Genomic DNA, 26308 nt, shown 5'->3' on the forward strand with positions numbered 1-26308 from the left:
CTCAGATTGGGAGGGAAGGAAGGTTGCGCCGCTTACTGCGACGGCGCGACGTACGGCGCTGTCAGCGCACCGGACGGACCATTGAACTGGAACGTCGGCGACATCGGCAGCGTAGTGGTGCTCACGTTCGCGGCGGCGCGATCGGTGTACGCGCGCGTGGCGGGCGTGACGGCGCGCGCGTTCGCTGCCGCCTTCGGTGGCGACACGATCTTCTGCAGGTCGGCGAGGCGTTGCGCAGTCGCGCCGCTCGTGCGGCCGAGCGATTGCGCGCGCTTGTACGATTCGGCCGCGAGGCGCAGATAAAGGTCGCCGAGGTTCTCGTACGCGAGCGAGTAGCTCGGGTTCGATTGCGTCGCGGTGACGAGTGCGCTGCGCGCTTCGTCGTAGCGGCCGTGCTTCGCGTAGAGCGCGGCGAGGTTGTTGTACGGTTCGGGCAGTTCGGGGTAGGCCTGCGTGATCGCGACGAACTGCTGGATCGCGTCGTCGTCGCGGTTCAGGCGGGCGAGCACGGTGCCGCGCTTGAACTGCGCCTGCACGTCGTGCGGGTTCGACGCGATGCGCGCGTCGAGCTGCGCGAGCGCCTGTTTCCACTGCTTGCCGGCGATCGACGCGTCGATTTCGGGGGTGCCGTCGGCGACCGCAGGGGCCTTCTGCGCATGCGCCGCGGGAGCCGCGAAAAGCGTCAGCGCGACGCTCATGACGGTGGTCGCGACGAGGGTCGCAGCGCTCGGCGCGCGGCCGCGATGAGGTTTCATAGGCGTAAATCGGAATGTTATACTCCGAGCCATTCTAACAAAACGTCTGCGCGTTCCGGCGAGCGGCAGACAGTCTTTCTTAGCCTCTCGTGGCCGTCACCGCTGTGCTTGCAGCCTGACCGCCCCATGTGATATCGAGGACGCGCGGCCTGGTGCCGCGGCAGATGGTCCGTCCGTTTCGCATGCTGGGCGAGCTTCGCCAGGGCGGTTTCCTTCGGCTCACGGTTCATCTCTATGGAATCACTGCGCATCTACAACACGCTCGCGCGTGACAAGCAAGTTTTCGTGCCGCGCCAGCCCGGCGAAGTGCGGATGTACGTATGCGGAATCACCGTCTACGACTATTGTCACGTGGGCCACGCGCGCATGCTGGTCGTGTTCGACCTCGTCCAGCGCTGGCTGCGTGCGATCGGCTATCGGGTCACGTACGTGCGCAACATCACCGACATCGAGGACAAGATCATCCGCCGCGCCGTCGAGAACGGCGAGACGATCAAGTCGCTGACCGACCGGTTCATCAACGCGATGCACGAGGATGAAGCCGCGCTCGGCATCCAGCGGCCCGACGTCGAGCCGCGCGCGACGCAGTTCATCCCGCAGATGCTCGGCATGATCGAGGCGCTCGAGGCGAACGGCTACGCGTACCAGGCGACCGACGGCGATGTCAATTACTCGGTGCGCAAGTTCGCTAACTACGGGAAGCTGTCGGGCAAGTCGCTCGACGACCTCCGCGCGGGCGAACGCGTCGCCGCGAACGACGCGAAGCAGGATCCGCTCGATTTCGTGCTGTGGAAGCGCGCGAAGGACGACGAGCCGGAGGGTGCGTCGTGGGCGTCGAAGTACGGGACGGGCCGCCCGGGCTGGCACATCGAGTGCTCGGCGATGGGTTGCTCGCTGCTCGGCAACCATTTCGACATCCACGGCGGCGGGCAGGATCTGCAATTCCCGCACCACGAGAACGAGATCGCGCAGAGCGAAGGCGCGACCGGCGAGACGTTCGTCAACTACTGGATGCACAACGGCTTCGTGCAGGTCGACAACGAGAAGATGTCGAAGTCGCTCGGCAACTTCTTCACGATCCGCGAAGTGCTCGAGCGCTACGACGCCGAGGTCATGCGCTTCTTCATCGTGCGCACGCACTACCGGTCGCCGCTCAACTACAGCGACGTGCATCTCGACGATGCGCGCGCGTCGCTCACGCGCCTGTATACGGCGCTGAAGGATGTCGAGCCGGACGCGCTCGCGCTCGACTGGAACGAGCCGCATGCGCAGCGTTTCGCGGCCGCGATGAACGACGACATCAACACGCCGGTCGCGGTGGCGACGCTGTTCGAGCTGGCGGGCGAAGTCAACCGCACGCGCGATGCGTCGCTCGCGCGGCAACTGAAACAGCTGGCGGGCCTGCTGGGCCTGCTTGGCCGCGAACCGCGCGCGTTCCTGCAGCAGGGCACTGGTGCCGCACAGGCAGGCGGGGTCGCAGCCGACGAAATCGAAGCGAAGATCGCCGCGCGCGTCGCGGCGAAGCAAGCGAAGGACTATGCCGAAGCGGACCGGATTCGGGCGGAACTGCTCGACGCCGGCATCGCACTTGAAGACAAACCGGGCGGATCGACCGAATGGCGTCGCGTATGAGCGCGGTGCGTTCCACTGACCGATCCGTCAGGTAGGAGGCAAGATGGCAACGGCCAGAAAAGCGCCGGTCAGGCGCGCGACTCCGCTCGCCGCGCGTCCGGCGGCCAAGCGCGCGCCAGCGGCCAAGGCGGACGCGACGCGCGCCGTGCCGAACGGCGCGCTCAACGGTCATGCGAGGCCAGCGCGCGGGAAGGGCGCGGATGCGGCGCAGCCGGAGGTCGCGATGGCGGCCGCTGACGCGGCCCGCAAGGTGCGTGCAGCCGATGCGGCAGTCGACGGCGCCGACGGTGCCGTGCGTCCCGCATACTGGGACAAGGCGTGCGCCGATCTCGTCAAGCGCGACCGCATCCTGAAGAAGCTGATCCCGAAGTTCGGCCCCGCACACCTCGTGAAGCGCGGCGACCCGTTCGTCACGCTCGCGCGTTCGGTCGTCGGCCAACAGATCTCGGTGCCGTCCGCACAGGCACTGTGGGCGCGCATCGAGGATGCGTGTCCGAAACTCGCGCCGCAGCCGGTCATCCGGCTCGGCGCGGACAAGCTGATCGCGTGCGGATTGTCGAAGCGCAAGACGGAATATATTCTCGATCTCGCGCAACACTTCGTGTCCGGCGCGCTGCACGTCGACAAATGGACGTCGATGGACGACGAGGACGTGATCGCCGAACTCACGCAGATCCGCGGCATCAGTCGCTGGACGGCCGAGATGTTCCTGATCTTCAACCTGTCGCGGCCGGACGTGCTGCCGCTCGACGATCCGGGCCTGATCCGCGCGATCAGCGTCAATTATTTCAGCGGGGAGCCCGTCACGCGCAGCGAGGCGCGTGAAGTGGCCGCCAACTGGGAGCCGTGGCGTACCGTCGCGACCTGGTACATGTGGCGCAGTCTCGACACGCCGGACGCCGGCGCCGATTGACGGCTATCGGGTTTTAAACATCAATAGTTGAGAACCGGTCTTGCACGTCGCCCGCGCGGGTAGAATACGCGCTGCTGCAAGACCCAAGGATTCGAACACATGAAGACCACGTTTCTGGATTTCGAACAGCCGATCGCCGAACTCGAGGCCAAGATCGAAGAGCTGCGATTCGTGCAGGACGACTCGGCTGTCGATATTTCGGAAGAAATCGAGCGGCTGTCGAAGAAGAGCCAGCAACTGACGAAGGACCTCTACGCGAATCTGTCCCCGTGGCAGGTCTCGCAGATCGCGCGGCATCCGCAGCGTCCGTACACGCTCGATTACGTTGCGGAACTGTTTACCGATTTTCACGAACTGCATGGCGACCGCGCATTCGCAGACGATATTTCGATCGTCGGCGGTCTCGCGCGCTTCGGCGGCCATCCGTGCATGGTGATCGGCCATCAGAAGGGCCGCGACACGAAGGAACGCGCCGCGCGCAACTTCGGGATGCCCCGTCCGGAAGGCTATCGCAAGGCCGAACGCCTGATGCGTCTTGCCGAGAAGTTCGGGCTGCCGATCTTCACGTTCGTCGACACGCCGGGCGCGTATCCGGGCATCGGCGCGGAAGAGCGCGGCCAGTCGGAGGCGATCGGTCGCAACCTGTACGTGATGGCCGAACTGAAGACGCCGATCATCACGACCGTGATCGGCGAGGGCGGTTCGGGCGGCGCGCTCGCGATCGCCGTGGCCGACACCGTGATGATGCTGCAGTTCTCGACCTACTCGGTGATCTCGCCGGAAGGCTGCGCATCGATCCTGTGGAAGAGCGCCGCGAAGGCGCCCGAGGCTGCGGAAGCGCTGGGCCTGACCGCGCATCGCCTGAAGGCGCTCGGCCTGATCGACAAGATCATCAACGAGCCGCTCGGCGGCGCGCATCGCGATCCGAAGGGCATGGCCGCGCTGCTGCGCCGTGCGCTCGCCGATTCGCTGCGCCAGTTCCAGGGCATGAGCATCGATGCGCTGCGCGAGCGCCGCTTCGAGCGCCTGATGGCCTACGGCAAGTTCAAGGAAACCACGCCCGGCGCATGACCGGCGTGTTCCCATCGCGCGCCGTCCGGCGCGCGTCCGTCTCGTGATCCCCTCGACCGAATTCTCCGCCGACCGCGTCGTTCTCGACGCGGTCGGCGTTGCGCTTGCCGATCTGCCGGCCAATGCGCGCATCGCGATCGCGTACAGCGGCGGCCTCGACTCGACCGTGCTGCTCGACGCGGCCGTGCGCGTGGCGGGCGCATCGCGCTGCGTCGCGTTGCACGTGCATCACGGCCTGAGTGCGAACGCCGACGCATGGGTCGCGCATACGCAGGAGACGGCCGAGCGACTCGGCGTCGCGTTCGAATCGGAACGTGTCGACGTGCCGCGCGACAGCGGCCTCGGTGTCGAGGCGACCGCGCGCGAGCGCCGCTACGCGGCGCTCGACGCGATGTGCGAACGTCATGGCGTGGCCGCGCTCTGGGTCGCGCAGCATGCCGACGACCAGGCGGAGACCGTGCTGCTGCAGTTGCTGCGCGGCGCGGGGATTGCGGGCCTGGCCGCGATGGCGCCGCGCTATCGCCCTGACGGTACGAGCGTCGAACGCGTGCGACCGCTGCTGCGATTGTTGCGCGCGCAACTGGAGCGCTACGCGGCGCAGCGCGAGCTGACGTGGATCGACGACGAATCGAACGGCGATACGCGCTATGCGCGCAATGCGCTGCGCCTTGACGTGCTGCCGTCGCTCGCCGTGCATTTCCCGGGCTTTCGCGATGCGCTGGGCCGTGCGGCCCAGCATGCGGCCGCCGCGCAACGGCTGCTCGACGATCTCGCCGAACTGGATTTCGCCGGCGCCGCGCGCGACGAGGGCCACGCGCTGTCGCGCGATGCGCTGGTCGCGTTTGACGACACGCGCGGCGCGAACCTGCTGCGTTTCTGGATGCGCCGGCTCGGCTTGCCCGGCGCATCGGCAGGGCGGCTCGCGAACATGATGCGGCAACTGCGCGCCGCGCACGACTCGCATGCGCTGCGGATCGATCACGCGGGGCAGTGTCTGCGACTCTATCGCGACACCGTGTACTGGGAGGCGGGCGACAGCGCCGAGCCGGCCGACGACGGTGCCGGAACGCCGCACCCCGAATCATCGCTTGCGTGGGACGGCCAGGAAGTCTGGCACGTACCGGCATGGCGCGGCACGTTCGTATTCGCGCCGGCCGAAGCCGGCAGCGACGGCGCGGTACCGGAGGCGCTGCTGCGAAGCGCCGCGCTCACCGCGCGCGCCCGCGCGGGCGGCGAGCGGCTGCGTACGTCGCCCGGCGGCCCGGGCCGCACGCTGAAGAACCTGTTCCAGGAGCGCGGTGTGCCGGCCTGGCAGCGTGACGTGCCGCTGCTGTTCGCGGGCGACCGGCTAGTCTACGTGCCGCGGCTCGGCGTGAATCACGGCGACGGGCTGTCCGGCGACGGCGGATGGCGCCGGATCGAGTGGCGTCCCGACCTGCTGATCGCGTAGCGCCTGCACGCTTCCGGCCGCGCGATCGCGCGCCGGTTTTCACCATTTGGTAAACAGCGCCGGAACGCTTGCCAAACCGGCGGGCGGCTTGTCAAGCGGGCCTCTATCGGGTACGCTCGGTCGTTTGCTCGGCTCGATTTTTGAGCGATTTGTGCAGGTTTTCCGCGTGACGTACCCGGTTTGCGCGGCCTGATCGGCCTTCCGGGCAAAATCCGTCACGCTTGCGTGTTGCGTCCCAGCCGTCCCCCTCGTCGTCCGTCCACAGCCACAAGCCGCGTGACCGAACGGCAACGCGGCCTGCCCAGCGCGCCCGTGCGGCTTCTCCTTCTGTTCAGAACGACAATGGCACTCATCGTACACAAATACGGCGGCACTTCGATGGGCTCGGTCGAGCGCATCAAGAACGTCGCGAAACGCGTCGCAAAATGGCATCAGGCCGGGCACCAGATGGTGGTCGTGCCGTCCGCGATGTCCGGCGAAACCAACCGTCTGCTCGGGCTCGCGAAAGAAATTTCGAGCCAGCCGAGCCCGCGTGAACTCGACATGATCGCGTCGACCGGCGAGCAGGTCAGCGTCGGCCTGCTGTCGATCGCGCTGCAGGAAATCGGCGTCGAGGCCGTGAGCTATGCCGGCTGGCAAGTGCCGATCAAGACCGACAGCGCGTTCACGAAGGCGCGCATCCACTCGATCGACGACGAGCGCGTGAAGGCCGATCTGAACGCCGGCAAGGTCGTGATCATCACGGGCTTCCAGGGCGTCGATCCGGATGGCCACATCACGACGCTGGGCCGCGGCGGCTCGGACACGTCGGCGGTGGCGGTCGCGGCCGCGCTGGATGCCGAAGAGTGCCTGATCTATACGGACGTCGACGGCGTCTACACGACCGACCCGCGCGTGGTCGAAGAGGCGCGACGCCTCGATCGCGTGACGTTCGAGGAAATGCTGGAAATGGCCAGCCTCGGATCGAAGGTCTTGCAGATCCGCTCGGTCGAATTCGCCGGCAAATACCAGGTGAAGACGCGCGTGCTGTCGAGCCTGACCGATCCGCTGATTGCGCTCGACGAAGAAATGCGCTCGGGCACCCTGATTACTTTTGAAGAAGACGAGACCATGGAAAAGGCAGTCATTTCCGGCATCGCGTTCCAGCGCGACGAAGCACGCATTGCGGTGATGGGCGTGCCCGACAAGCCGGGCATCGCGTATCAGATCCTCGGCCCGGTTGCCGATGCGAACGTCGACGTCGACATGATCATCCAGAACCAGAGCGTCGAAGGCAAGACGGACTTCACGTTCACGGTCGGCCGCGGCGACTACCAGAAGGCAATGGACATCCTCACCAACCAGGTGCAGGGCCATGTGAGCGCAGAGCGCGTGCAGGGCGACCCGAAGGTGTCGAAAGTGTCGGTCGTCGGCGTCGGCATGCGTTCGCACGTGGGCGTCGCGAGCAAGATGTTCCGCACGCTGTCGGAAGAGGGCATCAACATCCAGATGATCTCGACGTCCGAAATCAAGATTTCGGTGCTGATCGACGAGAAATACATGGAGCTGGCTGTTCGCGCGCTGCACAAGGCATTCGAACTTGATCAGGCCGCGTGAATTTTTTGTGATGCATTGAAGAAAATGCATCATAGAAATTGACCAACGGCTCCAAACCCTATATGATCTTGTTCTCGTCGCACTGCCTCCCTGGTGCGAGCGAAGGTTTGGGAGACGTGGCCGAGAGGTCGAAGGCACTCCCCTGCTAAGGGAGCATCTGGGCCAAAACCTGGATCGAGGGTTCGAATCCCTCCGTCTCCGCCAAAAGCGGTGACAAAGCCCCGCAAGTTCTCGGACTTGCGGGGCTTTTTCTATTGTGGCTCGCGTTCAACCTATACTCGAGAACAAAACGAGAAGGGGGCTACCGTGGCGATCAAGACGGCTCTGGTAAAGACCATCATTGCTTGTGTGTTCATGTCCGTGCAGAACTGACCCACCTGAGCCAGTAGTTTTCATCGAATTTCGCCCCACGTGATTGAATGCCCTGCTCAGTCCTTGAGCAGGGGATGCAAAGGTGATCACGGTGGACATATTGGCCAAGATCAGGCGGATGTATTTCCGCGAGAAGGTCCCGCTACGCGAGATTGCGAGGCGTACGGGCCTGTCCCGAAACACGGTGCGCAACTGGTTGCGGCAGTTCGATGCCGTCGAGCCACAGTATCCAAAGCGCGTCAGCCCGAGCGTCATCGACGAGTGGGTCGCGCTGCTGACGGGTTGGCTGCGCGCGGACAGTCATCGCCCGAAGCGGGACCGGCGCACCGCGCGGTTCATGTTCGAGGCGATCCGCGGCGAGGGTTAGGCTGGCAGCTACGGCCGCGTTAGCGCATTCGTGAGGCGCTGGCACGAGGAGCAGGCCGAAGCACCTCGCAGGAAGGCGTACGTGCCGCTCGCCTTCGAACCCGGCGAAGCCTTCCAGTTCGACTGGAGCTGCGAATATGCCGTAATCGGCGGGTTGCGGCGACGCCTGGACGTCGCCCACGTCAAGCTGAACGCCAGCCGCGCGTTCTAGCTTGTCGCCGATCTCACCCAGAGCCACGAGATGCTGTTCGACGCACACGCCCGCGCATTCGCCGCGTTCGGCGGCGTGCCCCGGCGCGGCATCTATGACAATATGAAGACCGCCGTGGACAAGGTTGGCCGCGGCAAGGAGCGCGCGGTCAACGCGCGGTTCGAAGCGATGTGCAGCCACTACCTGTTCGAGCGCGAACACCGGCTCGATGCAGTGCTGCACACCGTACAGGCTGCGCTGGATACAGGACACCCCAGCGCAGCGCGCGTCCTGAACGTGCTGAGCAGGCTGAGGGCGCCCGTCACGAATGGCAGCCTCGCCACGACGAAACTCCAGCTCAAGGAAGAGCCCGCGGCCGACGACGTGAGCCGTTGAGACGCTGCGCGCCAACCCACCGTAGGATCGTCATGCCTAACAATATCGCGGCCCAGCTCAAGGGCCTTAAACTGCACGGCACGGCGAGCACGCGGCCGGAGCTGCTCGCGCAGTCGCGCCACACGGACTTCGAGCCGGAGCATTTCATGAAGCAGCTGTTGATGGCCGAATCCGCCGAACGGCAGGTGCGCTCGATCGCCTATCAAATGACCGCTGCGCGCTTCCCGGCTCACCGTGACCTGAACGGCTTCGACTTCGCCTAGGCACACGTTGATGAAGCGGTGATGCGCGAACTCAGCGAACTGTCGTTCTGCGCGAGTGCGCACAACGTCGTGTTCATCGGGCCCGGCACCGGGAAAACCCATCTCGCTTCAGCGATCGGAATCGAGGCCGTCCAACGCCGCGGCAAGCGTGTGCGCTACTTCTCGACCATCGAGCTGACCAACGCACTGGAGCTCCAGAAGTCGACCGGAAAACAAGGCCAGATCGCCCACAAGCTGATGCACGTCGATCTGGTGATTCTCGATGAACTGGGCTATCTGCCGTTCAGCCAGACCGGTGGCGCACTGCTGGTCCATCTGCTCTCAAAGCTGTAAGAGCACACGATCTGCCAAAGCAAAGGCAACGAGGAAGAGAGCAGCGAAACCGGCTGAAAACGAAGAGTTATCCCCACCGGAACGGATGTACTCGGCTGTCTCGGGGTGGGTCAGATTTAGATGGAAAACGGTGGGTTAAGACTCGGTGGAAATCAATAATCACGGAAACTCCTGAGCGAATTGCGCCGATGCGGAAATGCATCGACGGAGCGGCCGTAGCTGGCCGGGCTCAGGAAGGTGATATGTGATTTAAAAAATCTGGCTCACGAAGCAGTCGGAAATTTTTTCCTGAAAGATTGTGAGATTCCGGCAATTTTACGCACGAACTTCAGGCTGCCAATGTATTCGAGATAGGTCGGTCTGCGAGGCGCACTATCGTCTTGTTCCGAAAGGCATTTATAATCAGCCCTCGGCAGAAACCCCACCTGAATACCAACCAAGGGAAAGCTGCATGGGCCACACCGCACTTTATAAGACGTTGCGTCTGGGCGACGCGCAATACAATCGTCTTGTCAAACTCGACACGCCGCTTGGCGTCGACTGGTTATTGCCGCTCTATGTGAAAGGAACGGCTCGACTCGGTCGCGATTATGAATTCGTGATCGATGCCGTTTCGCCACGCGGTAGCCAGATTGAACTGAGTGCGCTACTCGCCAAGCCGGTCACGCTCTGGATTCAGCAGACGGACGGCTCATACATGCCGATCCATGGCTACGTTCACCGATTCAGCAGGCTGGGCGCGGATGGGCCATTGACTTTTTACAAGCTGGCGTTCTCGTCCTGGCTCTATTTCTTGCGCCTGCGCCGCGATATGCGCGACTGGCAGGAGCAGAACGGCGAGCAGATTCTGGTGGACGTCTTCAATGAGCATCCGCAAGCACGGGGCGCGTTCCGCATCGATCTACACAAGCCGCTGCCGTCCTATTCGAATCGCGTGCAGTGGGAATACGACCTGAATTTCGTCTATCGCAGCATGGAGGAGGTAGGCGTATTTCCGTACTTCGAGCATGCCGAAAATGGCCGCTCGCACACGATGGTTTTGACGGACGACGTTTATTTCGTCCCGCAACTGAAACAGCCCGTTGTCGAGTTCGGTCCCACGGAAATCAGCGGGGAACTGGACGGGTTCGCGCAGTGGCAGGAGCAGCGTCAGATTGACAGTGCACAACTGACGTCGCGCTCGTTCGACTACAAGCGCCCCGATCTCCCTCGGCAGGTACAGGGTGTGACGGACGTGAACGGCGAGTTGCCGACCGATGGGGAAATCTACGACTACCCTGGCGCGTACATGTGGTCGGACCGTGAGCAAGGTGAGCGTCTTGCTCAGATTCGCCTTGAAGAGCGCAAATCGCGGATGAAACGTTTTCATGGAATAGGCGGCTTGCGCTGCGCGATGCCGGGGCGGCGCTTCGAACTTCGCGGTCATCCGGTGCATGATGCGGGCAGTCAACCGGATCGCGAATTTGTTCTGCTCGGGGTTGACTGGCTGATTTGCAATAACCTGCCTGGTCTGGACGAGGCGGATCAATTTCCCGACGGGCTGGCTGCGGAAGTTGCGCAAGCGAAGGCTGGCGCGACGGTCCGGCATGCAGACGGCAGCGAAGGTTTCTTTCAGGTGGCGGTCGAGGCGCAGCCGCGCAACGTCCCCTTCCGTAGCCCGTTCGAACACAAGAAGCCGGTGATGCAGTTGCAGAATGCAATCGTCGCCGGGCCAAGCGGGGAAGAGGTGTATACCGATTCACTGAACCGCGTGAAGGTGTGGTTCCATTGGAATCGCCGCAATGGCCAGGATGAACGTGCATCGTGCTGGGTGCGCCCGACGTTCCTTGATGCTGGCTCCAATCGTGGTGGGATTCAACCGCTGCGCAAGGGCGACGAAGTGGTCGTCGGTTTCATGGAAGGTGACTGTGACCGGCCCGTCATCATCGCGAGAATGTACGGGGGGGCTACACAGCCGGTATGGCACACGAACGGTCTGCTATCCGGTCAGCGCTCGCGCGAGTATGGCGGCACCGGCTACAACCAGCTCGTAATGGACGACTCGACGCAGCAGAATCGGGTTCACCTTTACTCGAGCAGCTATCAGTCCCACTTGCACTTGGGGTACCTGATCCAGCAGACCGACAATACACGCGGTGCGTTCCTTGGGAGCGGGTTCGACCTAAAATCAGACGCCTATGGCGCCATTCGGGCCGGGCAGGGCTTGTTCGTATCTACCCACCCGACAGCGACGAACCAGCCGTTGAACGTTACTGCTGCGTCCGAGCAGTTAGCCAGTGCTGAAACCGTTGTGGATTTGACGTCGCAGGCGAGCTCGGCGAACCAGGCCGAAAGTTTGCAGGAAGGGCAGGATGCGCTCAAGAAGTTCACCGACGCGACGCACTATAGCGTGAGCGGCGGCGCTGGCAGCGGCGGTCGTACGGGCGGCGGCGGCACGGGCAATGCGAATGGCTTCTCGACGCCGATCATGCTGATGGCGAGCCCTGCGGGCTTGGGGCTTTCGACTCAGGATTCAGCGCAACTGACGGCCAATCAGCAAGTCAATATCGTCAGCGGCAAGAGCACGCACGTGGCGGCCGGCAAATCGCTGATCGTAAGCGTGATGGAGAAGATTAGTCTGTTCGCGCAGAACGCCGGAATCAAGCTCTTTGCGTCCAAGGGCAAGGTCGAAATTCAGGCGCAGAGCGACGAGATGAAGCTCGCGGCGCTCAACGACGTGACGATCACGAGTTCGAACGGGAAAGTCGTTATTTCGGCGGAGAAGGAGATCTGGATCGGCGCGGGCGGATCGTACATCAAGATCACGCCTGATCTGATCGAGAACGGGACGAGCGGGCAGATTCTCGAGAAGTGTGCGAATTGGGACAAACCGGGAGCGTCGTCGATGCGTCTGCCTTCACCGATTGCGAGCGTGCCGAAGGGGTGTGCCTGGAAGACGGCTTCGGCGTCCGCAGATAGCGCTTCGAGCGTTGTACTGGAGTAGTGGATATGGAGAACTCAGACGCGCTCGGTGTGGACGAGTCCCCCGAGGTCATCGCGATAGACGCGGCCATCAGCAGCTTGCGCACATATTTCAGCAAGCGGCCGGAGATGCACTGCTATCTCGTTGTCGATCCGAGTCAGCGAGATTTCACGAATGACGACGAGGAAGCTGAGCGGTTCCGCGAATTGAAGCGTGCGATCGTGGAGGTGATGCACGACGCGTTTCCTGACAATCACCGGCCGTATCTTGTCGAGTTGGACCTTAATACTCCCGAAGGGGCTGGAGTTTTTGCGGGGAGTGTGAGGATTGCCTTCGAGGATCGTCGCCCTATGTCAATGGCCGAAGGACTGGGGCAGCGCGTCGGTGGATGGCTCGCCAGTGAGGCATCGTTGGACGAGGTCGCCGAGCATTGGGGCCGCCACGTTTTGCAGTACAACGAGGAAGGGCTGCCGTGTGTGCTGCGCTTCTATGATACGCGAGCCCTTAGTTTGATCTGGCCAGTGCTCTCCCAAGAACAACAGCAGACGCTACTGGGGCCGGTAAAGGTATGGCATGCGCTCGACGCGGGCGCTAAACCTCGCGCGTACAGTGTGTCGGCAGGGTCGCGAGCCGATCTTTCGTTGACGACTGAGCAGTGGCAGCAGATTCATCGTCACGGATTAGTCAATAGAGCGCTTGCGTTGTATGCCATGAAGGTTGATCGTCAACCGGAACCGTCCGAAATTGCTGCGGCAGTTGCTGCCGCTGAGCGTGCGGAGCGCTATGGACTGTTCGACCGGGACGATCGCGTGGCATTTGTTGAGAGTGCTCTGGCATGGCACCCGCAATTCGACCTACATCCGAAGGTGCTGCAGCTTTTGGGCGCAAGAGCGCCAGACAAGTTTTATACGGCAGCCATTAGCGTATTGACGGACGAAGATATTGTAGAAATTCGAGACGGCGCTTGGTACGAGCGATTGAGTGCTTCGTCGTCCCGTTGATTGGTGTCGGCAAAATTGCCTGAATTCGATACGAAGAGAGCGTATGGCAGCAAATAACCAGAAATGTGCCAACTGTGAGAAGACTGGGTTGCCGATCTTGCCGGTGCGGTACACAGTCTTGCCCAAAACGGTAAAGGCCAAGATGCCCGCCGGCATCGTCGGCGACCGTGTCACCAATATCAGCCTTTCCGAACATAAGTATGGTCTGCGGACCTTACGCGATGGTTGGCTCTATCTTTTCTACGAAGTAGGTGCACGTGGTCCCAATTACTGGGAAGTGTACAAGGTGACTGAAGACGGTCGGTTATGGAAGCAGTCGCGACCGCTGCCGTCGGTTCCGACGACCCATCCGAACTGTGCGCAGTGTGCCATCGCCGTACCGATGGATGTCATCGCGATCGAGCAACCCGAACTGTGTACGGGCAAGGTCTATATCGCGTTCTCGCAACTTGCATGGCATCCACGAACATTCGATAAATACGAGGTTTACGTAGACTTGCGTGAACAACGCATGCAATGGATCGAGCCGTCAAAATGGATCGCTACCGGAAAGGATGGGACAGGCCACGCGGTCGTTGCAACGGAGTCGTCAGTTAACGATGTACTCGAGTACATGCCGGGCCTGGATGCAAAGCAGTTGGGCCTGTTTGACGACAAGCAGCGCTTTACTGCAGACGATGGTAGCTATCGAGAAGATCTGCTTGCCCGTGAGGTGTTGCGTTATCCTTTGAACATTCGACAGGCATCGCCAGCATCGGCGAGCCAGTCGCTTGTGAAAATGATGGACCACGTTGGAAAAACGGATGCAGGTGGAGGCGGGGCTACTCCATCGACCTATCCCCCAATGTTGTTCGCTTTGTGGGATGCGGTCGGCAACGTTCATGAACTGAACGGCTTTCGTAACGACCCGGTGTCCTGGCTCGACCGATATGGGTCGCAGCAGGAACTCGGCATGAAAGTGATGGCCCTGAACGACATCGACACGGCCAAACGTATCGTCGATTCCCGCACGAAACAGAACCTCGCAAACCAGGAAGCCATGGCGAAAGAGGCGCATACTATGACTCCGCTCGGCTCGGCGACAGCCCGCGCCGGTTTGGCGGCGCAACGCACTAGAGCACTGGCGGGCGCGGATGCTACGCGTGCCCAAGAGGTCAATGCGTATTATGACGATCTCGACTGGATGGCTGCCAATAATATCCCGGGGAGCTATCAGACGCGTCTTATCCAGATTGGACGATTTAGTCGCGCGGGCAGCGCAAGTTCAAGCGCGCCTTACCTTGGCAAGTACCGCGATGAGATCATGAACGAAGCGCGTGAGTACGCGAAAGCGCAACCTGGGTTCCATGATCGCAATCTAGACAGAATGCAGAGGTCCGAATGGTCTCGGTACGAAGCCCGGCTTCAGCGCAAGCGGATCGAGGATTTCCGCAAGCCATACAAGAAATTGCAGGACGCGGTGTTCCAGTTGCAGGAAACGCGCAGCGACGATGTCGGAAAATGGTTGCGGGCGAAACTTCTTTCGGACACGCTTGAGGACTATTACTGCGACGACCTTAGTGACAGCTTCGAATTCGAGGTTGTTGTTGCAATGGCAATCGACGGGTTGGGGTCCACACCCAAAGGACTTACGATTCTCGATGATCTGGTGGGGCGTTGGAAGCCGACGGACAAGGAAAGCATAGTATGGCGAGCGGTCGCCATGAATCATCCCGCAGGCCGCGAGGAGCTTGAGAAATTGCTCGCGAGCGCGCTCGAGCACAAGGATAAGCCGCTAGAGGACGATGGTGTCAAATATGTCGTAACGGCGGTGAAGTACATTGGAAAACTGACTGACTACTATAAAAAATATTCAAAGTTGGCGCTCGAAACAAACCCAGCAAAGATCTCGTACTTGGGTGCAATGTACAAAGAGCAAGGGCGTGACGTTTTGCTCATGACTATTGGTGATCGGGTTTTCGAAAAACTCCGAATCAATAAATTGGGGGATTTTGTCGGGGAGAAGATTGTTCAGACGCTGTTTCTCCAGCGAGCGGGCTTACCTGTCGAGGATGCGTTGGCACTTGTCCGCAAGCAGGCCCTATATGACAAAGTGAGCCGAAGCGAAATTTTGCAGCGCTTTCGTACGGCGCGAACCGTGTTAGCGGCGTCGACGAAGGCAGGGCCGAACCCGACCACCGAGTTGTATGAGGTGTGGGAAAAATTGAAGGCCGACAAGGACGCGAACGCGATGAAGGAACTTCGTCTCGGTCGTATTGCGGTGATTGCTGCGCTATGTGAGTTGGTGAACTTCTGGCATCTGTTGTCGGAGGCCAAGGACGAAGATACCAATACCAAGTTGATCAAGTCGGGCGCATCGCTCAGTGCGTCGATCATCACAATCACGATGACTCCGTATTACGGGACGCTGAAGAAGGCTGTTCGGACGATGAGTTGGAAGATGGTGGGGGGGTTTTTGTCGGGAGCCGGCGCACTTGCTGCATCTTGGCTTGATTATAAGGCGACCACTAAGGTGTTGAAGAGTGGTCAGTACGAAGTGGCATTCCTTCTTGGCCTAAAGACATTGGTGGGGGCGGCCGCAGGTACGGCATTCGTGATCGACGCAATCAGTACCGCAGCGCCGTTGTTCAAGAAATTGGCGTCGCGCTCGGGGAATCGCGTCGTCATCATGGCGGTCGAGACTGTGGCGACGCGAGTGGCAGTAGTTGCATCGCTCAGAGTAGTCAGTATGTTGATTACGTGGGAGGCAACGATCGCGGTGCTCGCGTTACAAACTCTCGCTGATTTCGTGACCCCTGATGAGTTGGAGTCGTGGTGTTCGCGTTGCGCATTTGGCACCGGTCAAGAAAGTATTCTGCGTGTGAAAGATCACAGCGTTGGCAAATATTCGGATATGGCACAACAGGAAAAAGCCTTCGACAAAGCGATGGTGGAGATGGCATGAGCTCGGAGCGTGAATATGCGGTTGAGGTGCTGAGAGGTACGATCAGCAAGTTGAAGAGCCGACGTCGCCAGCAGGACTTCGTCTTGAGCGAAACGCAGCATGCTTATATGCAGGCAACGGCCGCAGGCGCTGCCTTGGCTGGCATGGGGGCATCGGCGATCGGGTTGATCCAATCATCTGCGGATTCTGAGGAGGAAGCAGATTGGGTGGAGTTTGAACTTGGTGGCAAGCAGATCGAAGGATGGCTGTGGAAGATGCCGATGAAAGATGGTGACGAGGTGGAGATCGTCGCTGAGTTGAGGCCACGGGATCGATACTTCGCCTACTCAATCCGAAGGGTCAATGATGATGTGGTTGCGGTGTATCCGCACGCAACGAGAGGGAGATCAGCACTTTATCGATGGCTTATGAAGATTATGCTGAGTCTCTTCGTGCCTATTTTTGGGTTGTTGTGCATTCTGTTATTCCGCGATGCCGATGGCGTTGAAAGAACGACGCTCATAATCTTCCTCGGCATAACCGGCGCCGCTGCTCTAATGATCTTCTGGATACTATTTCACCGCGCTTATCTGAAAATGAGGCACTTTGCCAAATTGGCTGAAGTAATTTTCACGTGCTATGGCTGGAGCGATGTGCGTAGGATTAATCTCGTGCGGTCGTCGAAGCAGATGAAACCGGAGAGTCGAGATTTCGAATATGGTATTCACTACTTTCGTTATCGGCCTTGAAGGGGGATGGCGGAGATTACATGAGTTCTGAGCGAGAGTATGCAGTTCAGGTGCTGCGAGGCACGATCAGCAAGCTGAAGTGCCGGCGTCGCCAGCAGGACTTCCTCTTAAGTGAAGCGCAGCATGCCTACATACAAGCGACGGCTGCTGGTGCAGCATTGGAGGGCATAGGTGCATCGGCCATCGGACTGATTCAGATGTCCGCGAACTCCGAGGAGGAGGCGGATTGGGTAGAGTTCGAACTCGACGGCAAGCAGGTCGAGGGATGGCTCTGGAAGATGCCGATGAAAGACGGTGATGTCGTCGAGATCGTTGCTGAGTTGAGGCCACGGGATCGATACTTCGCCTATTCCGTCCGAAGGGTCAATGATGATGTGGTTGCGGTGTATCCGCACGCAACGAGAGGGAGATCAGCACTTTATCGATGGCTTATGAAATTCATGTCAATAACGTGGGTGTTTTGCAGTGGCATTGTAACGGCCCTGATGTTCCGCGATCACGAAGGGATTGATTTAAGTTCGCATATTTTAGTTATGTCTGCTGCATGGACTTTTTCGTTAATTGTTTTTTGGATATTATTTCACCGTGCATATCTGAAGATGAGGCACTTTGCTAAATTGGCTGAAGTAATTTTCTCGTGCTATGGCTGGAGGGATGTACGTGAAATCAGCCTGATACATTCGTCGAAACAGATGAAGCCGGAGAATCGCGATCTCGACTACGGAATTCACTACTTTCGTTATCGGCCTTGAAGGGGAATGACGGAGATGGCATGAGTTCTGAGCGAGAGTATGCGGTTCAGGTGCTGCGAGGCACGATCAGCAAGCTGAAGTGCCGGCGCCGCCAGCAGGACTTCGTCTTAAGTGAAGCGCAGCATGCTTACATACAAGCGACGGCTGCTGGCGCAGCGTTGGCGGGCATGGGTGCATCCGCGATTGGATTGATCCAATCGTCCGCGAATTCCGAGGAGGAAGCGGACTGGGTGGAATTTGAACTCGACGGCAAACAGATCGAGGGATGGCTCTGGAAGATGCCGATGACAGATGGTGACGAGGTTGAAATTGTTGCCGAACCGAGGCCGCGTGATCGGTACTTTGCGTATTCAATCCGGAGAGTCGGGGACGATACGGTGGCGGTGTATCCGCATGCGACGAGGGGAAGGACGGCCCTTTATCGATGGCTGATGAAGATCATGCTGTGGTTTTTTGTACCGATCTATGCCCTAATGTGCTTCATGCTGTCACGTGATGCAGATGGTATCGATAGCACGACTCTCGTGATGGTCCTCGGCGGAGCAGGTGCCTTTTCTCTATTGATATTCTGGATCTTGTTTTATCGCGCTTATCTGAAGATGAAGCGCTTTGCCAAATTGGCTGAAGTCATTTTTTCGTGTTACGGCTGGAGGGATGTACGTAAAATCAGCCTGATACATTCGTCGAAAGAGATGAAACCGGAGAATCGAGATCTTGACTACGGAATTCACTACTTTCGCTACCGTCCGTAAGGTATTTGACGATGATGAATCTTATTCGCGTCGGTGATGACACTGACCACGGCGGCAAGGTGATTACTGGTTCATCGACGATGCGCTTCGATGGCCGTTTCGTTGCTCGCAAGGGGGACGAGGTAACCTGCCCCCAACACCCGGACGTCAAACCGAATTTGATCGAAGAGGGCGATGAATCGATGACCGATAACGGTGTTCCGATCGCTAGGCACGGTCACAGGGCGACCTGCGGTTGTCACCTGATATCGAGCCTCACTTGATCGGCACGAGCTACAGAGTAACTTTATCTTCGCGGTTTGGAGGCAGGAAAATCAGGCGAGTATGATTGTGCCTGGCCGCGGCGTGCAACGTCGAATTTCCGCGCCGGAGTTAGCCGACATCACGACAAGTTGGACAAAGCTTGTCACCGGCGCGTGCACCGTGAAGAAGTGATCCACTACGCTGATGAACGCGTTCAAACTGACGGCGGCAAACGCTTGTTCGTCGACCGTCAACGTCACTTCCAGACCCCGCACGAAACTCGGCATTGGTTTTCCTGGAAGCCAGAGCTGTTTGGCCCGATGGCTCAGGTTCGTCAGTCCGTCGAGGAGTTTCGCGTGTCCAGCGGACTGAGCGGTGAATTGGCGGAACAGGCGTTTCAATTCCGCAAGCCCGGTACGGGTTAATTCGATCGAGTGCGGGGCGAACTGCGTGAGGAGCCGCCAAGCCGCGTCGCTTTCGCTCGACAATCGCACGATTTCTGTTGGTGCGTCCAGCATCACGATGCGTGAAACCATCGTTCCCTGCTCGTTTACCAGATCACCATCCTCGGCGCCGGCCCGCATCGAGCGAGGGAAATTGCCATTCGAGCAGGTGACGTCTGCCGTTACCTGTTCGATTCCGGTGTCGGTTGCCGGTCGGCCGTCGAGGTCGACCAGGCTGAGCGCGGTTTCCTTTTTTCCCGATGGTGAGGCGGCGTTATGGTGCATGAGAACCCAATAGGGGCCGGCCGGTTTGCCGGAACTGCCGTGCATGAGCGACACGAACGGATGGATGATGTTCGCTCTGGAGCTGCCTGTCGTGGCACGGACCGACTCGACAGACCAAACTTCGACACCCGCAACGTCCGTATTCTGGGATTGCACGGGGTATGTGTTCGTGGTCGGACTCCGCTTGAGTGGCAGCGACGTAAGCCTGAATAGGTTGACGATCGGCGTGCAAAAGAGCTTCAGGTTGTCCGCCGACAGATTTTTTAATCGCTGTGCCGTCCACGAATCTGGATGAACGTCGCAAATGGCGAGATGCAAGGTAAGTTGCTGGCTGGAGCCCGCCCTATATGCGAGCGCGGCGAGGTCGACGTCAACGAAATCGAATTTCTTCGGAAACGCAAAATATTCGCTTAGTAGCCGCAGGGCTGGCGGCCCGTCGTCTTCGTCGAGCAGTGTCTCGGCTTCATCGTAGCCGGCGGCGGCGAGCGGTGACATTGTCAGCGTTGACCAGCGACGTTCGGCGCTTTCGACGAAGGCGGCTGCCGTGCGCATCGTCATCGTATCCATTGCCGCGCCGACGACTTCGCGATGGCCGTTGACATGGATGCGCAACGGGCCGCGAACGGCTTCGATGCGAAAGTCGGGGCGGGCAACTGCAAAGGTGATGGAGAGCAGACCGGTTGTGCCGGCGGGCAGGACGACGTCGGAGGGAACTGCAGTTGCCGGGGCGTAGCGCGCAGCCGCAATTCGCACGGGAGCTAACGTTACGTCATATACGGTTCGGAAAAGGCAGTCTTCCGTTTTGCTCGCCAGTTCAGTGCCGCGGGCAATGAGCGATGGCTCATTGAGCTTTTCGAACATGTCTGAGACATCGAACTGGGCGATTGCGCACGCAGGAACCGTTCGAAGATACTGGGGATACAGCATGCCGAGGAGGGCTTCGGCGAATTCCGGATAGTTGTCGTCGAGCCGGCTTCCTATATCCGCAGCGAGGAGAGCGAACGACTGCAGCATTCGTTCGACGTGCGGATCTTCGGAGTGGTCGCCGGAAATCCCGAGACGAACGGCAATTTTGGGATAGCGTGTCGCAAAGATCGCAACTGACCGGCGCAGTAGTGAAAGCTCTCGTTCGTAGTGCGGAAGCAGATGATCCATCGCGTGAAATAATGAACCGGCCGGACAGTAAAACGCAAAGTCTTCGTCTGGCGCAGTTGCGCTGAATGGTGTCGGGCACGCTAACGTTTGACGTTGCTATGATAACCGCTTAACGGGGAAGGCCTGCACGTCGATCGACTCGGTGGCTCGCTGGACGCCGCGATCAGCGGGATCGGAACGTTTTGTACCGCCCACAACGTATCTTTGTCGCACATGTCCGTTCAACAAGGTGAGTCGCATCCGGGTGCTGGGCCGTAGTCGCGCCTTGCGCAGCGCAGCCGGAAAGCATGAGCGGATTTGCCTGGATTTGACCTGTCGAGGACTGAAGGAAAAGAACCAATTCGCATGCGAATATGGTCACGTAACCCGTATCAGCCCGCGCAACCTGATCCGTCAGCGGGAACTCGGTTGCCGGGAATGTGCTCAGATTGCGGCTACGGCTTGCATGCACCGTCTCGCGCAGCCGGCCGATTCGATCTGCCTGAACGCAAAGTGGCGAGGCACGGCTGCGCGATACCGTTTCTGCTGTAATGGCGGACACCGGTGGTCATGCGTCGGCCAGTCTTTGTTGCGCGGGGCAGGGTGTACGGTCTGTGCTGCACTGAATGGCCAGTTGACAGGGGTACAGCTCCTGAGTGGCCTGAAGCGATTGCAAGACGCCGCTGCGCAGACGCACGGCGGGCGATGCCTAGCCGATCGCTATGACGAAGTACGCGCGCAATATACCTTTGACTGCGCCGAAGGTCATGGATGGCAGACGGCAGGTGTATTGCGGGGGAGCTGGTGTTGGCGGTGCGCAAACGCGCCTGTCGGTAACATTCTGAGACGTTCGGACGGACTGGCGATGCGCCAGGCTAAACCGGCGGCCAATGGCGGTGAATGGATGGATGGGCAGTATCTAGGAACGCACCGTTGTTGATGTCCGCGCAGAACTGACCCACTAGAGCGGCAAATTGTCATCGAAGTTTGACAGTGATTGAATTTTGATGGATGTCATTGGAGATTGATTTGGCGGTCTCCGTCTCCGCCAAAAGCGGTGACAAAGCCCCGCAAGTTCTCGGACTTGCGGGGCTTTTTCTTTTCCGCTGCGCTGACGGGCTCGCCGCTCGTCGCCTCGCTGTCGTCCGGATAGCCAATCAATGCTCGACTTGAGCGGCGCTCATGCGCTAAATAGGCGTATCGCCTCGCGCGGCTCAATCCGGAGTTCCGGCACGCATGCATTCCGTACTCACCATCCTTTCGCATCGACCCGTCGACGGGCTTGTCGACAATCACGGACGTTACGCGCGAGGCCGCGGCTACCGGCACGCGATCGTCGACGGCACGCACGTATACGGCGAGCGTCAGCAGGTGCTCCACAAGTACCACGTGATCGTCGCGCAGCTCGTCGCGATGGAGCAGGGTGCGTTGCTGCTCGTGCTCGATCCGTTCTCGGTCGTGTTCGGCCAGCATGCGTTGCCGGATGTCGCGGACGGTTATGACGCGATCGTCACGACGCAGACGTCGAAGTCGCCGTTGCCCGCCGCAAGCGGCATGATCTTTCGCAACGTGCCCGACGTGCGCGAGCGCTTGCGCAAGCTGGTGGTCGAGCTCGGCAAGTGGGCGATGCGCCTGCCCGAGCGGCAACATGCGTGCGAGGCAACGCTGCTTGCCGAGCAATTCCCGCCGCTGCCGTTTGATCAGCCGCTCGCGACCGGCTATTTCGCGTCGGCCCAGACAGTGTGGGGCGACGGGCTTGCGATCGACGGCGTCGTCGGCGCGCATCCGCTCGTGGCGCACCACGCGCCGGAATGGCAGCAGATCGATGGCGTATGGGCGCCGACGCCCGACTACGACTTTCGCTACGTGCTCGCGCTCGTCGACGATGCGGCGCGCGTTCAGCGGGGCGAGCAGCCGCGTGCAATGGATGACTGGCGCGCCGCGCAGCAACGAACGCGCGAGCCGGCGCGGCACCTGAACCCGCATGCAGACATCGCGTTCGTGAGTCTGCACACGTCGCACATCGCGGGTTACGGCGATCTCCACGAAGAGAACTTCGTTCGCTATTGCGCGCGACACGGCTATGCGTACCACGCGTATCGCGAACCGCCCGCGTTCCTGCCGGCCGGGGTCGATGCGAACTGGGCGAAGCTGCACCTGATTCGCGAACATCTGCCGGATCACGCGTTCGTGTTCTGGGTCGACGCCGACATCCTCGCGATCGACCAGCGGCAGACGGTCGACAGCGTGATCGACGGCCGCGATTTCGTGATCGGCACCGATCACACGGCCTGGGCGATCAACTCGTGCATGATCGGCGTGCGCAACGTCGCGCCGATGCGCGAACTGGTCGAGCGCATATGCGCGCGCATCGAGGATATCGGCGATCGGTCGTCGGTCTATGCGAGCGGCGGCGATCAGCAGGCGATCTATGTCGAACTGTTGGAGGCGGGCATGATCGACGCGCGCTACATCGTCGATGCGATGTCGCTCGCGTCGTCGCCGGTCTATGCGACGCGCGACAGCCGTTTCGTCCATTTCCCCGCGCAACACAACCACTATCGAGCGGTGACGATGCGCGTGTGGGACAGGCTGAGCCATCAGCGCTAACGGAATGCGCCGCGACTTCCGGTGTTCCGGATCGCGCCGATCGGACGTCATTGAAGTGAAAATGAAAGTATCTGTGTAAGGATTGAATCGGTCTCATTCATCCTTCCCCGCATTCACCGCCTGCGCCCCGAAGAATCGGTCTTCAGACAAAAATGCGGCATCGCACCGATGCACACGATCGACGCTGCGTCGCATTACAAAAAATTACTCATAAAAATCAGCGGCGTATCTGGGCATCGTGAAACGAAGCTTTGCTGCGATGCAAAAAATAATCAATCGCCTTATGCTGGTTAACCCGATTGCGCTTGAGCGGCGTCAACCTTTGCGCTGATTCCGCTTTACATTTTGCCAACAATGGCGATCCACGAAATCTATCTGTCGATTTGATTTCGTTCCCTTCGTCGCGCCTGTTCCCAATGCAGTGCGCGACCTTCTCAAGGCCTGTTGACATGCTTGATTTCCCCTTTCTGAGCCTGGCGATCTGGGTTCCGATCCTGTTCGGCGCGTGCCTGCTGCGTGCCGGTTCCGACCGTCATCTGCAGCGCACGCGACTGATCGCGCTCGTCGGCGCGTTGGCGGGGCTGGCCGCCGTCGTGCCGCTTGTCGCCGGTTTCGATTCGCAGTCTGCCGCGATGCAGTTCGCCGAAACCCGCAACTGGCTGGCGGCCTTCAACGCCGGCTGGCGCGTCGGGATCGATGGCGCATCGCTGTGGCTCGTCGTGCTGACCGCCTTCACGACGCTCGTCGTCGTGATCGCGTCGTGGGAGTCGGTGACGGTGCGCGTCGCGCAGTACTACGCGTCGTTCCTGATCCTGTCGGGGCTGATGGTCGGCGTGTTCGTCGCGCAGGACGGGCTGCTGTTCTTCATCTTCTTCGAGGCGACGCTGATTCCGCTGTACCTGCTGATCGGTACGTGGGGCAGGGAGCACCGCGTCTACGCGGCCGTGAAGTTCTTCTTCATCTCGTTCGCGGGTTCGCTGCTGCTGTTGATGGCGATGCTGTACTTGTACGCGAAGTCGCATACGTTCGACATGAACGCATGGCGCACGCTGCAGCTCGGCTTCGCACCGCAGTTGCTGGTGTTCCTCGGTTTCTTCGCCGCGTTCGCGGTCAAGGTGCCGATGTGGCCGGTGCATACGTGGCTGCGCGACGTCTACACGGACGGCCCGACGGGCGCGGCGCTGATGCTCGCGATGCTCAAGCTCGGCGGCTATGGCTTCCTGCGCTTCGCGCTGCCGATCACGCCGGACGCGAGCCACTTCTTCGCGCCGGCCGTGATCGCGCTGTCGCTGTTCGCGATCGTCTACGCGAGCCTGATCGCGCTCGCGCAGACTGATCTCGGCAAGCTTCTCGCATATTCGACGGTCGCGCACATGGGGATCGTCACGCTCGGGCTGTTTCTGTTCAACCAGATCGGCGTCGAGGGTGCGATCGTGCAGCTCGTGTCGTACGGCTTCGTCGCGGGTGCGATGCTGCTGTGCGTGAGCGTGCTGGTCGATCGCACGAACCAGCGCGAGATCGCCGCGTATGGCGGCGTGGCGGGTGTCATGCCGCGCTTCGCGACGTTCGCGCTGCTGTTCGCGATGGCCAACGTCGGCCTGCCGGGCACGTCGGGCTTCGTCGGCGAGTTCATGGTCATCATGGGCGCGATTCGCGTCAACTTCTGGATCGGCGCGATCGCGGCGCTCACGCTGATCCTCAGCGCGTCGTACACGCTGTGGATGGTCAAGCGCGTCGTGTTCGGCAAGATCGCGAGCGCGCGCATTGCGAAGCTCGCCGACCTCAGCCGCCGCGAGATCGTGATGTTCGCGTCGCTCGCGCTGATCGTGCTGATGGTCGGCGTCGATCCGAAGCCGTTCACCGACGCGATCGACCCGACCGTTGCGCGGCTGATCGACGACGCCAGCCATTCGAAGCTGCCGGCCGGGGACGGTGGCGCGCCCGCGCAGGCGTACATGGCAGCGACGCACGGCTGATGGCCTGACGGCGCGGTCGTGATGCGCACATCCATCCGGGCTGGCGCGGGCAGCGTCCGGCCGGCTCGCGCTCGCCTTCCGGCTGCGTGAAATTGCCCCGCGACAATCTGTCTCACGGCAGATTTTGCAATGATGATTTGCCGCATCCACCGGTTTTTCGTCGCACCCGCGCGACGTATGATTCGGCCACTTTCGTGGATCGAATGCGCATCGGGCATACGCAACGGATTCAATGACCCTCGGGCTGTGTGATGAAAAGAAAAGCTTCAAGAGGCTGGACGGCGCTGATATCGATCGGCGCGGCGCTGAGCCTGTCAGGCTGTAATTTAGATGTACTAAATCCGAAAGGAAGCGTCGGCGCCGCGGAAAAGTCGCTGATCGCGACGTCGACATGGGCGATGCTGATCGTCGTCGTGCCGGTGATCCTGCTCACATTGTGGTTCGCGTGGCGTTACCGCGCATCGAACCGCAACGCCGCCTACGCGCCGAACTGGTCGCACTCGACCGCGATCGAGGTCGTGATCTGGACGGTGCCGACGCTGATCATCCTGTTTCTCGGCGTGCTCACGTGGAAAACCACGCATGAACTCGATCCGTACAAGCCGCTCGAGTCGTCGGTGAAGCCGATCGACGTCGAGGTCGTCGCGCTCGACTGGAAGTGGCTGTTCATCTATCCGGAACTCGGCATCGCGTCGGTGAACCAGCTCGCGATTCCGGTCGGCACACCGGTGAATTTCCGCATCACGTCGGATTCGGTGATGAACTCGTTCTTCATTCCGCAGCTCGGTGGCCAGGTGTACGCGATGGCCGGCATGCAGACGCGTCTGCATCTGATCGCCGACGAAGCCGGTGACTACGCGGGCACGTCGGCCAACTTCAGCGGCCGCGGTTTCTCCGACATGAAGTTCCGCACGCTCGCCGAGCCGCGCGAGCAGTTCGACGCCTGGGTGCAGAAGGTGAAGGCTTCGCCCGACCGGCTCGACGCGACCGTGTACGGCACCGTCGCGCAGCCAAGCGAGAAGGCGCCCGTGCGCTACTTCTCGTCGGTCGATCCGCGGCTCTTCCACAACATCATCGCGAAATACAACGATGGCCACGTCCTCGACCTGAAGGACGCCGCCTGCGGCACGAAGGGGTAACG

17 protein-coding genes, 1 tRNA gene and 3 pseudogenes are annotated in these 26308 nt (G+C 60.6%); 18 read left to right on the top strand and 3 right to left on the bottom strand.

Features of this window, described 5'->3' with window-relative positions; translation table 11 throughout:
- Positions 1-32 precede the first annotated feature (32 nt).
- A complete protein-coding gene (locus tag LGM71_RS18280; protein ID WP_170296462.1) occupies positions 33-755 on the bottom strand; it encodes a tetratricopeptide repeat protein in 723 nt (240 codons plus the stop codon).
- 234 nt (positions 756-989) lie between these two features.
- Here LGM71_RS18280 and cysS point away from each other — a divergent pair, with 234 nt between their 5' ends.
- From cysS to tilS, 4 genes are all read left to right on the top strand, one after another.
- Positions 990-2387: a cysteine--tRNA ligase gene (gene cysS / locus LGM71_RS18285; RefSeq protein WP_226115719.1), complete on the top strand. Its 1398-nt coding sequence runs from the start codon at positions 990-992 to the stop codon at positions 2385-2387.
- A 43-nt stretch (positions 2388-2430) separates the two neighbouring features.
- Entirely contained in the window at positions 2431-3300 is an 870-nt protein-coding gene (locus tag LGM71_RS18290) for a DNA-3-methyladenine glycosylase family protein (protein ID WP_059607911.1), read from the top strand.
- A 99-nt stretch (positions 3301-3399) separates the two neighbouring features.
- Positions 3400-4371, top strand: coding sequence for an acetyl-CoA carboxylase carboxyltransferase subunit alpha (locus LGM71_RS18295; RefSeq protein ID WP_059607910.1), 972 nt, complete (start codon positions 3400-3402; stop codon positions 4369-4371).
- Positions 4372-4414: 43 nt separating this feature from the next.
- Positions 4415-5821, top strand: a complete 1407-nt coding sequence (tilS, locus tag LGM71_RS18300) for a tRNA lysidine(34) synthetase TilS (protein ID WP_174920036.1) — start codon at positions 4415-4417, stop codon at positions 5819-5821.
- Positions 5822-5943: 122 nt separating this feature from the next.
- On the opposite strand, the pseudogene LGM71_RS33425 reads toward tilS, so the two are convergent.
- Positions 5944-6181 (bottom strand): annotated as a pseudogene (locus LGM71_RS33425) (hypothetical protein); the annotation flags it as partial.
- Here LGM71_RS33425 and LGM71_RS18305 point away from each other — a divergent pair.
- From LGM71_RS18305 to LGM71_RS18355, 11 genes and pseudogenes are all read left to right on the top strand, one after another.
- Positions 6164-7417, top strand: coding sequence for an aspartate kinase (locus tag LGM71_RS18305; protein ID WP_040144529.1), 1254 nt, complete (start codon positions 6164-6166; stop codon positions 7415-7417). The pseudogene LGM71_RS33425 and the gene LGM71_RS18305 overlap by 18 nt on opposite strands.
- A 110-nt stretch (positions 7418-7527) precedes the next feature.
- Positions 7528-7621: transfer RNA gene (locus LGM71_RS18310), tRNA-Ser, on the top strand.
- Positions 7622-7880: 259 nt separating this feature from the next.
- Positions 7881-8564 (top strand): annotated as a pseudogene (istA, locus tag LGM71_RS18315) (IS21 family transposase); the annotation flags it as partial.
- Between the two features lie 209 nt (positions 8565-8773).
- Positions 8774-9334: pseudogene (locus tag LGM71_RS18320) on the top strand (ATP-binding protein); the annotation flags it as partial.
- A gap of 454 nt (positions 9335-9788) precedes the next feature.
- Entirely contained in the window at positions 9789-12320 is a 2532-nt protein-coding gene (locus tag LGM71_RS18325; protein ID WP_226115720.1) for a type VI secretion system Vgr family protein, read from the top strand.
- A 5-nt stretch (positions 12321-12325) separates the two neighbouring features.
- On the top strand, positions 12326-13300 hold the full coding sequence (locus tag LGM71_RS18330; protein WP_226115721.1) for a DUF4123 domain-containing protein: 975 nt from the start codon (positions 12326-12328) through the stop codon (positions 13298-13300).
- Positions 13301-13343: 43 nt separating this feature from the next.
- Complete coding sequence (locus tag LGM71_RS18335; protein ID WP_226115726.1) at positions 13344-16244, top strand: T6SS effector BTH_I2691 family protein; 2901 nt, start codon at positions 13344-13346, stop codon at positions 16242-16244.
- On the top strand, positions 16241-16972 hold the full coding sequence (locus tag LGM71_RS18340) for a putative type VI secretion system effector (RefSeq protein ID WP_226115728.1): 732 nt from the start codon (positions 16241-16243) through the stop codon (positions 16970-16972). The genes LGM71_RS18335 and LGM71_RS18340 overlap by 4 nt, the downstream gene beginning before the upstream one ends.
- A 20-nt stretch (positions 16973-16992) precedes the next feature.
- Complete coding sequence (locus LGM71_RS18345; RefSeq protein WP_226115730.1) at positions 16993-17724, top strand: putative type VI secretion system effector; 732 nt, start codon at positions 16993-16995, stop codon at positions 17722-17724.
- Positions 17725-17744: 20 nt separating this feature from the next.
- A complete protein-coding gene (locus LGM71_RS18350) occupies positions 17745-18476 on the top strand; it encodes a putative type VI secretion system effector (RefSeq protein ID WP_226115741.1) in 732 nt (243 codons plus the stop codon).
- Between the two features lie 11 nt (positions 18477-18487).
- A complete protein-coding gene (locus tag LGM71_RS18355; RefSeq protein WP_038789787.1) occupies positions 18488-18739 on the top strand; it encodes a PAAR domain-containing protein in 252 nt (83 codons plus the stop codon).
- A 51-nt stretch (positions 18740-18790) separates the two neighbouring features.
- Here LGM71_RS18355 and tssF read toward each other — a convergent pair whose 3' ends face one another.
- A complete protein-coding gene (tssF, locus tag LGM71_RS18360) occupies positions 18791-20602 on the bottom strand; it encodes a type VI secretion system baseplate subunit TssF (protein WP_226115743.1) in 1812 nt (603 codons plus the stop codon).
- 1215 nt (positions 20603-21817) lie between these two features.
- On the opposite strand from tssF, the gene LGM71_RS18365 reads away from it, so the two are divergent.
- The 3 genes from LGM71_RS18365 to cyoA all read left to right on the top strand — a co-directional run bounded on the left by LGM71_RS18365 (position 21818) and on the right by cyoA (position 26306).
- Entirely contained in the window at positions 21818-23191 is a 1374-nt protein-coding gene (locus LGM71_RS18365; protein WP_226115745.1) for a hypothetical protein, read from the top strand.
- A gap of 449 nt (positions 23192-23640) precedes the next feature.
- Positions 23641-25167: an NADH-quinone oxidoreductase subunit M gene (locus LGM71_RS18370; protein ID WP_124622381.1), complete on the top strand. Its 1527-nt coding sequence runs from the start codon at positions 23641-23643 to the stop codon at positions 25165-25167.
- A 251-nt stretch (positions 25168-25418) separates the two neighbouring features.
- Entirely contained in the window at positions 25419-26306 is an 888-nt protein-coding gene (cyoA, locus tag LGM71_RS18375) for a ubiquinol oxidase subunit II (RefSeq protein ID WP_226115747.1), read from the top strand.
- The last annotated feature ends 2 nt before the right edge of the window (positions 26307-26308 follow it).

This window comes from Burkholderia sp. AU33545 (genome assembly GCF_020419685.1).
GTDB classification, from domain to species: Bacteria; Pseudomonadota; Gammaproteobacteria; order Burkholderiales; family Burkholderiaceae; genus Burkholderia; species Burkholderia diffusa.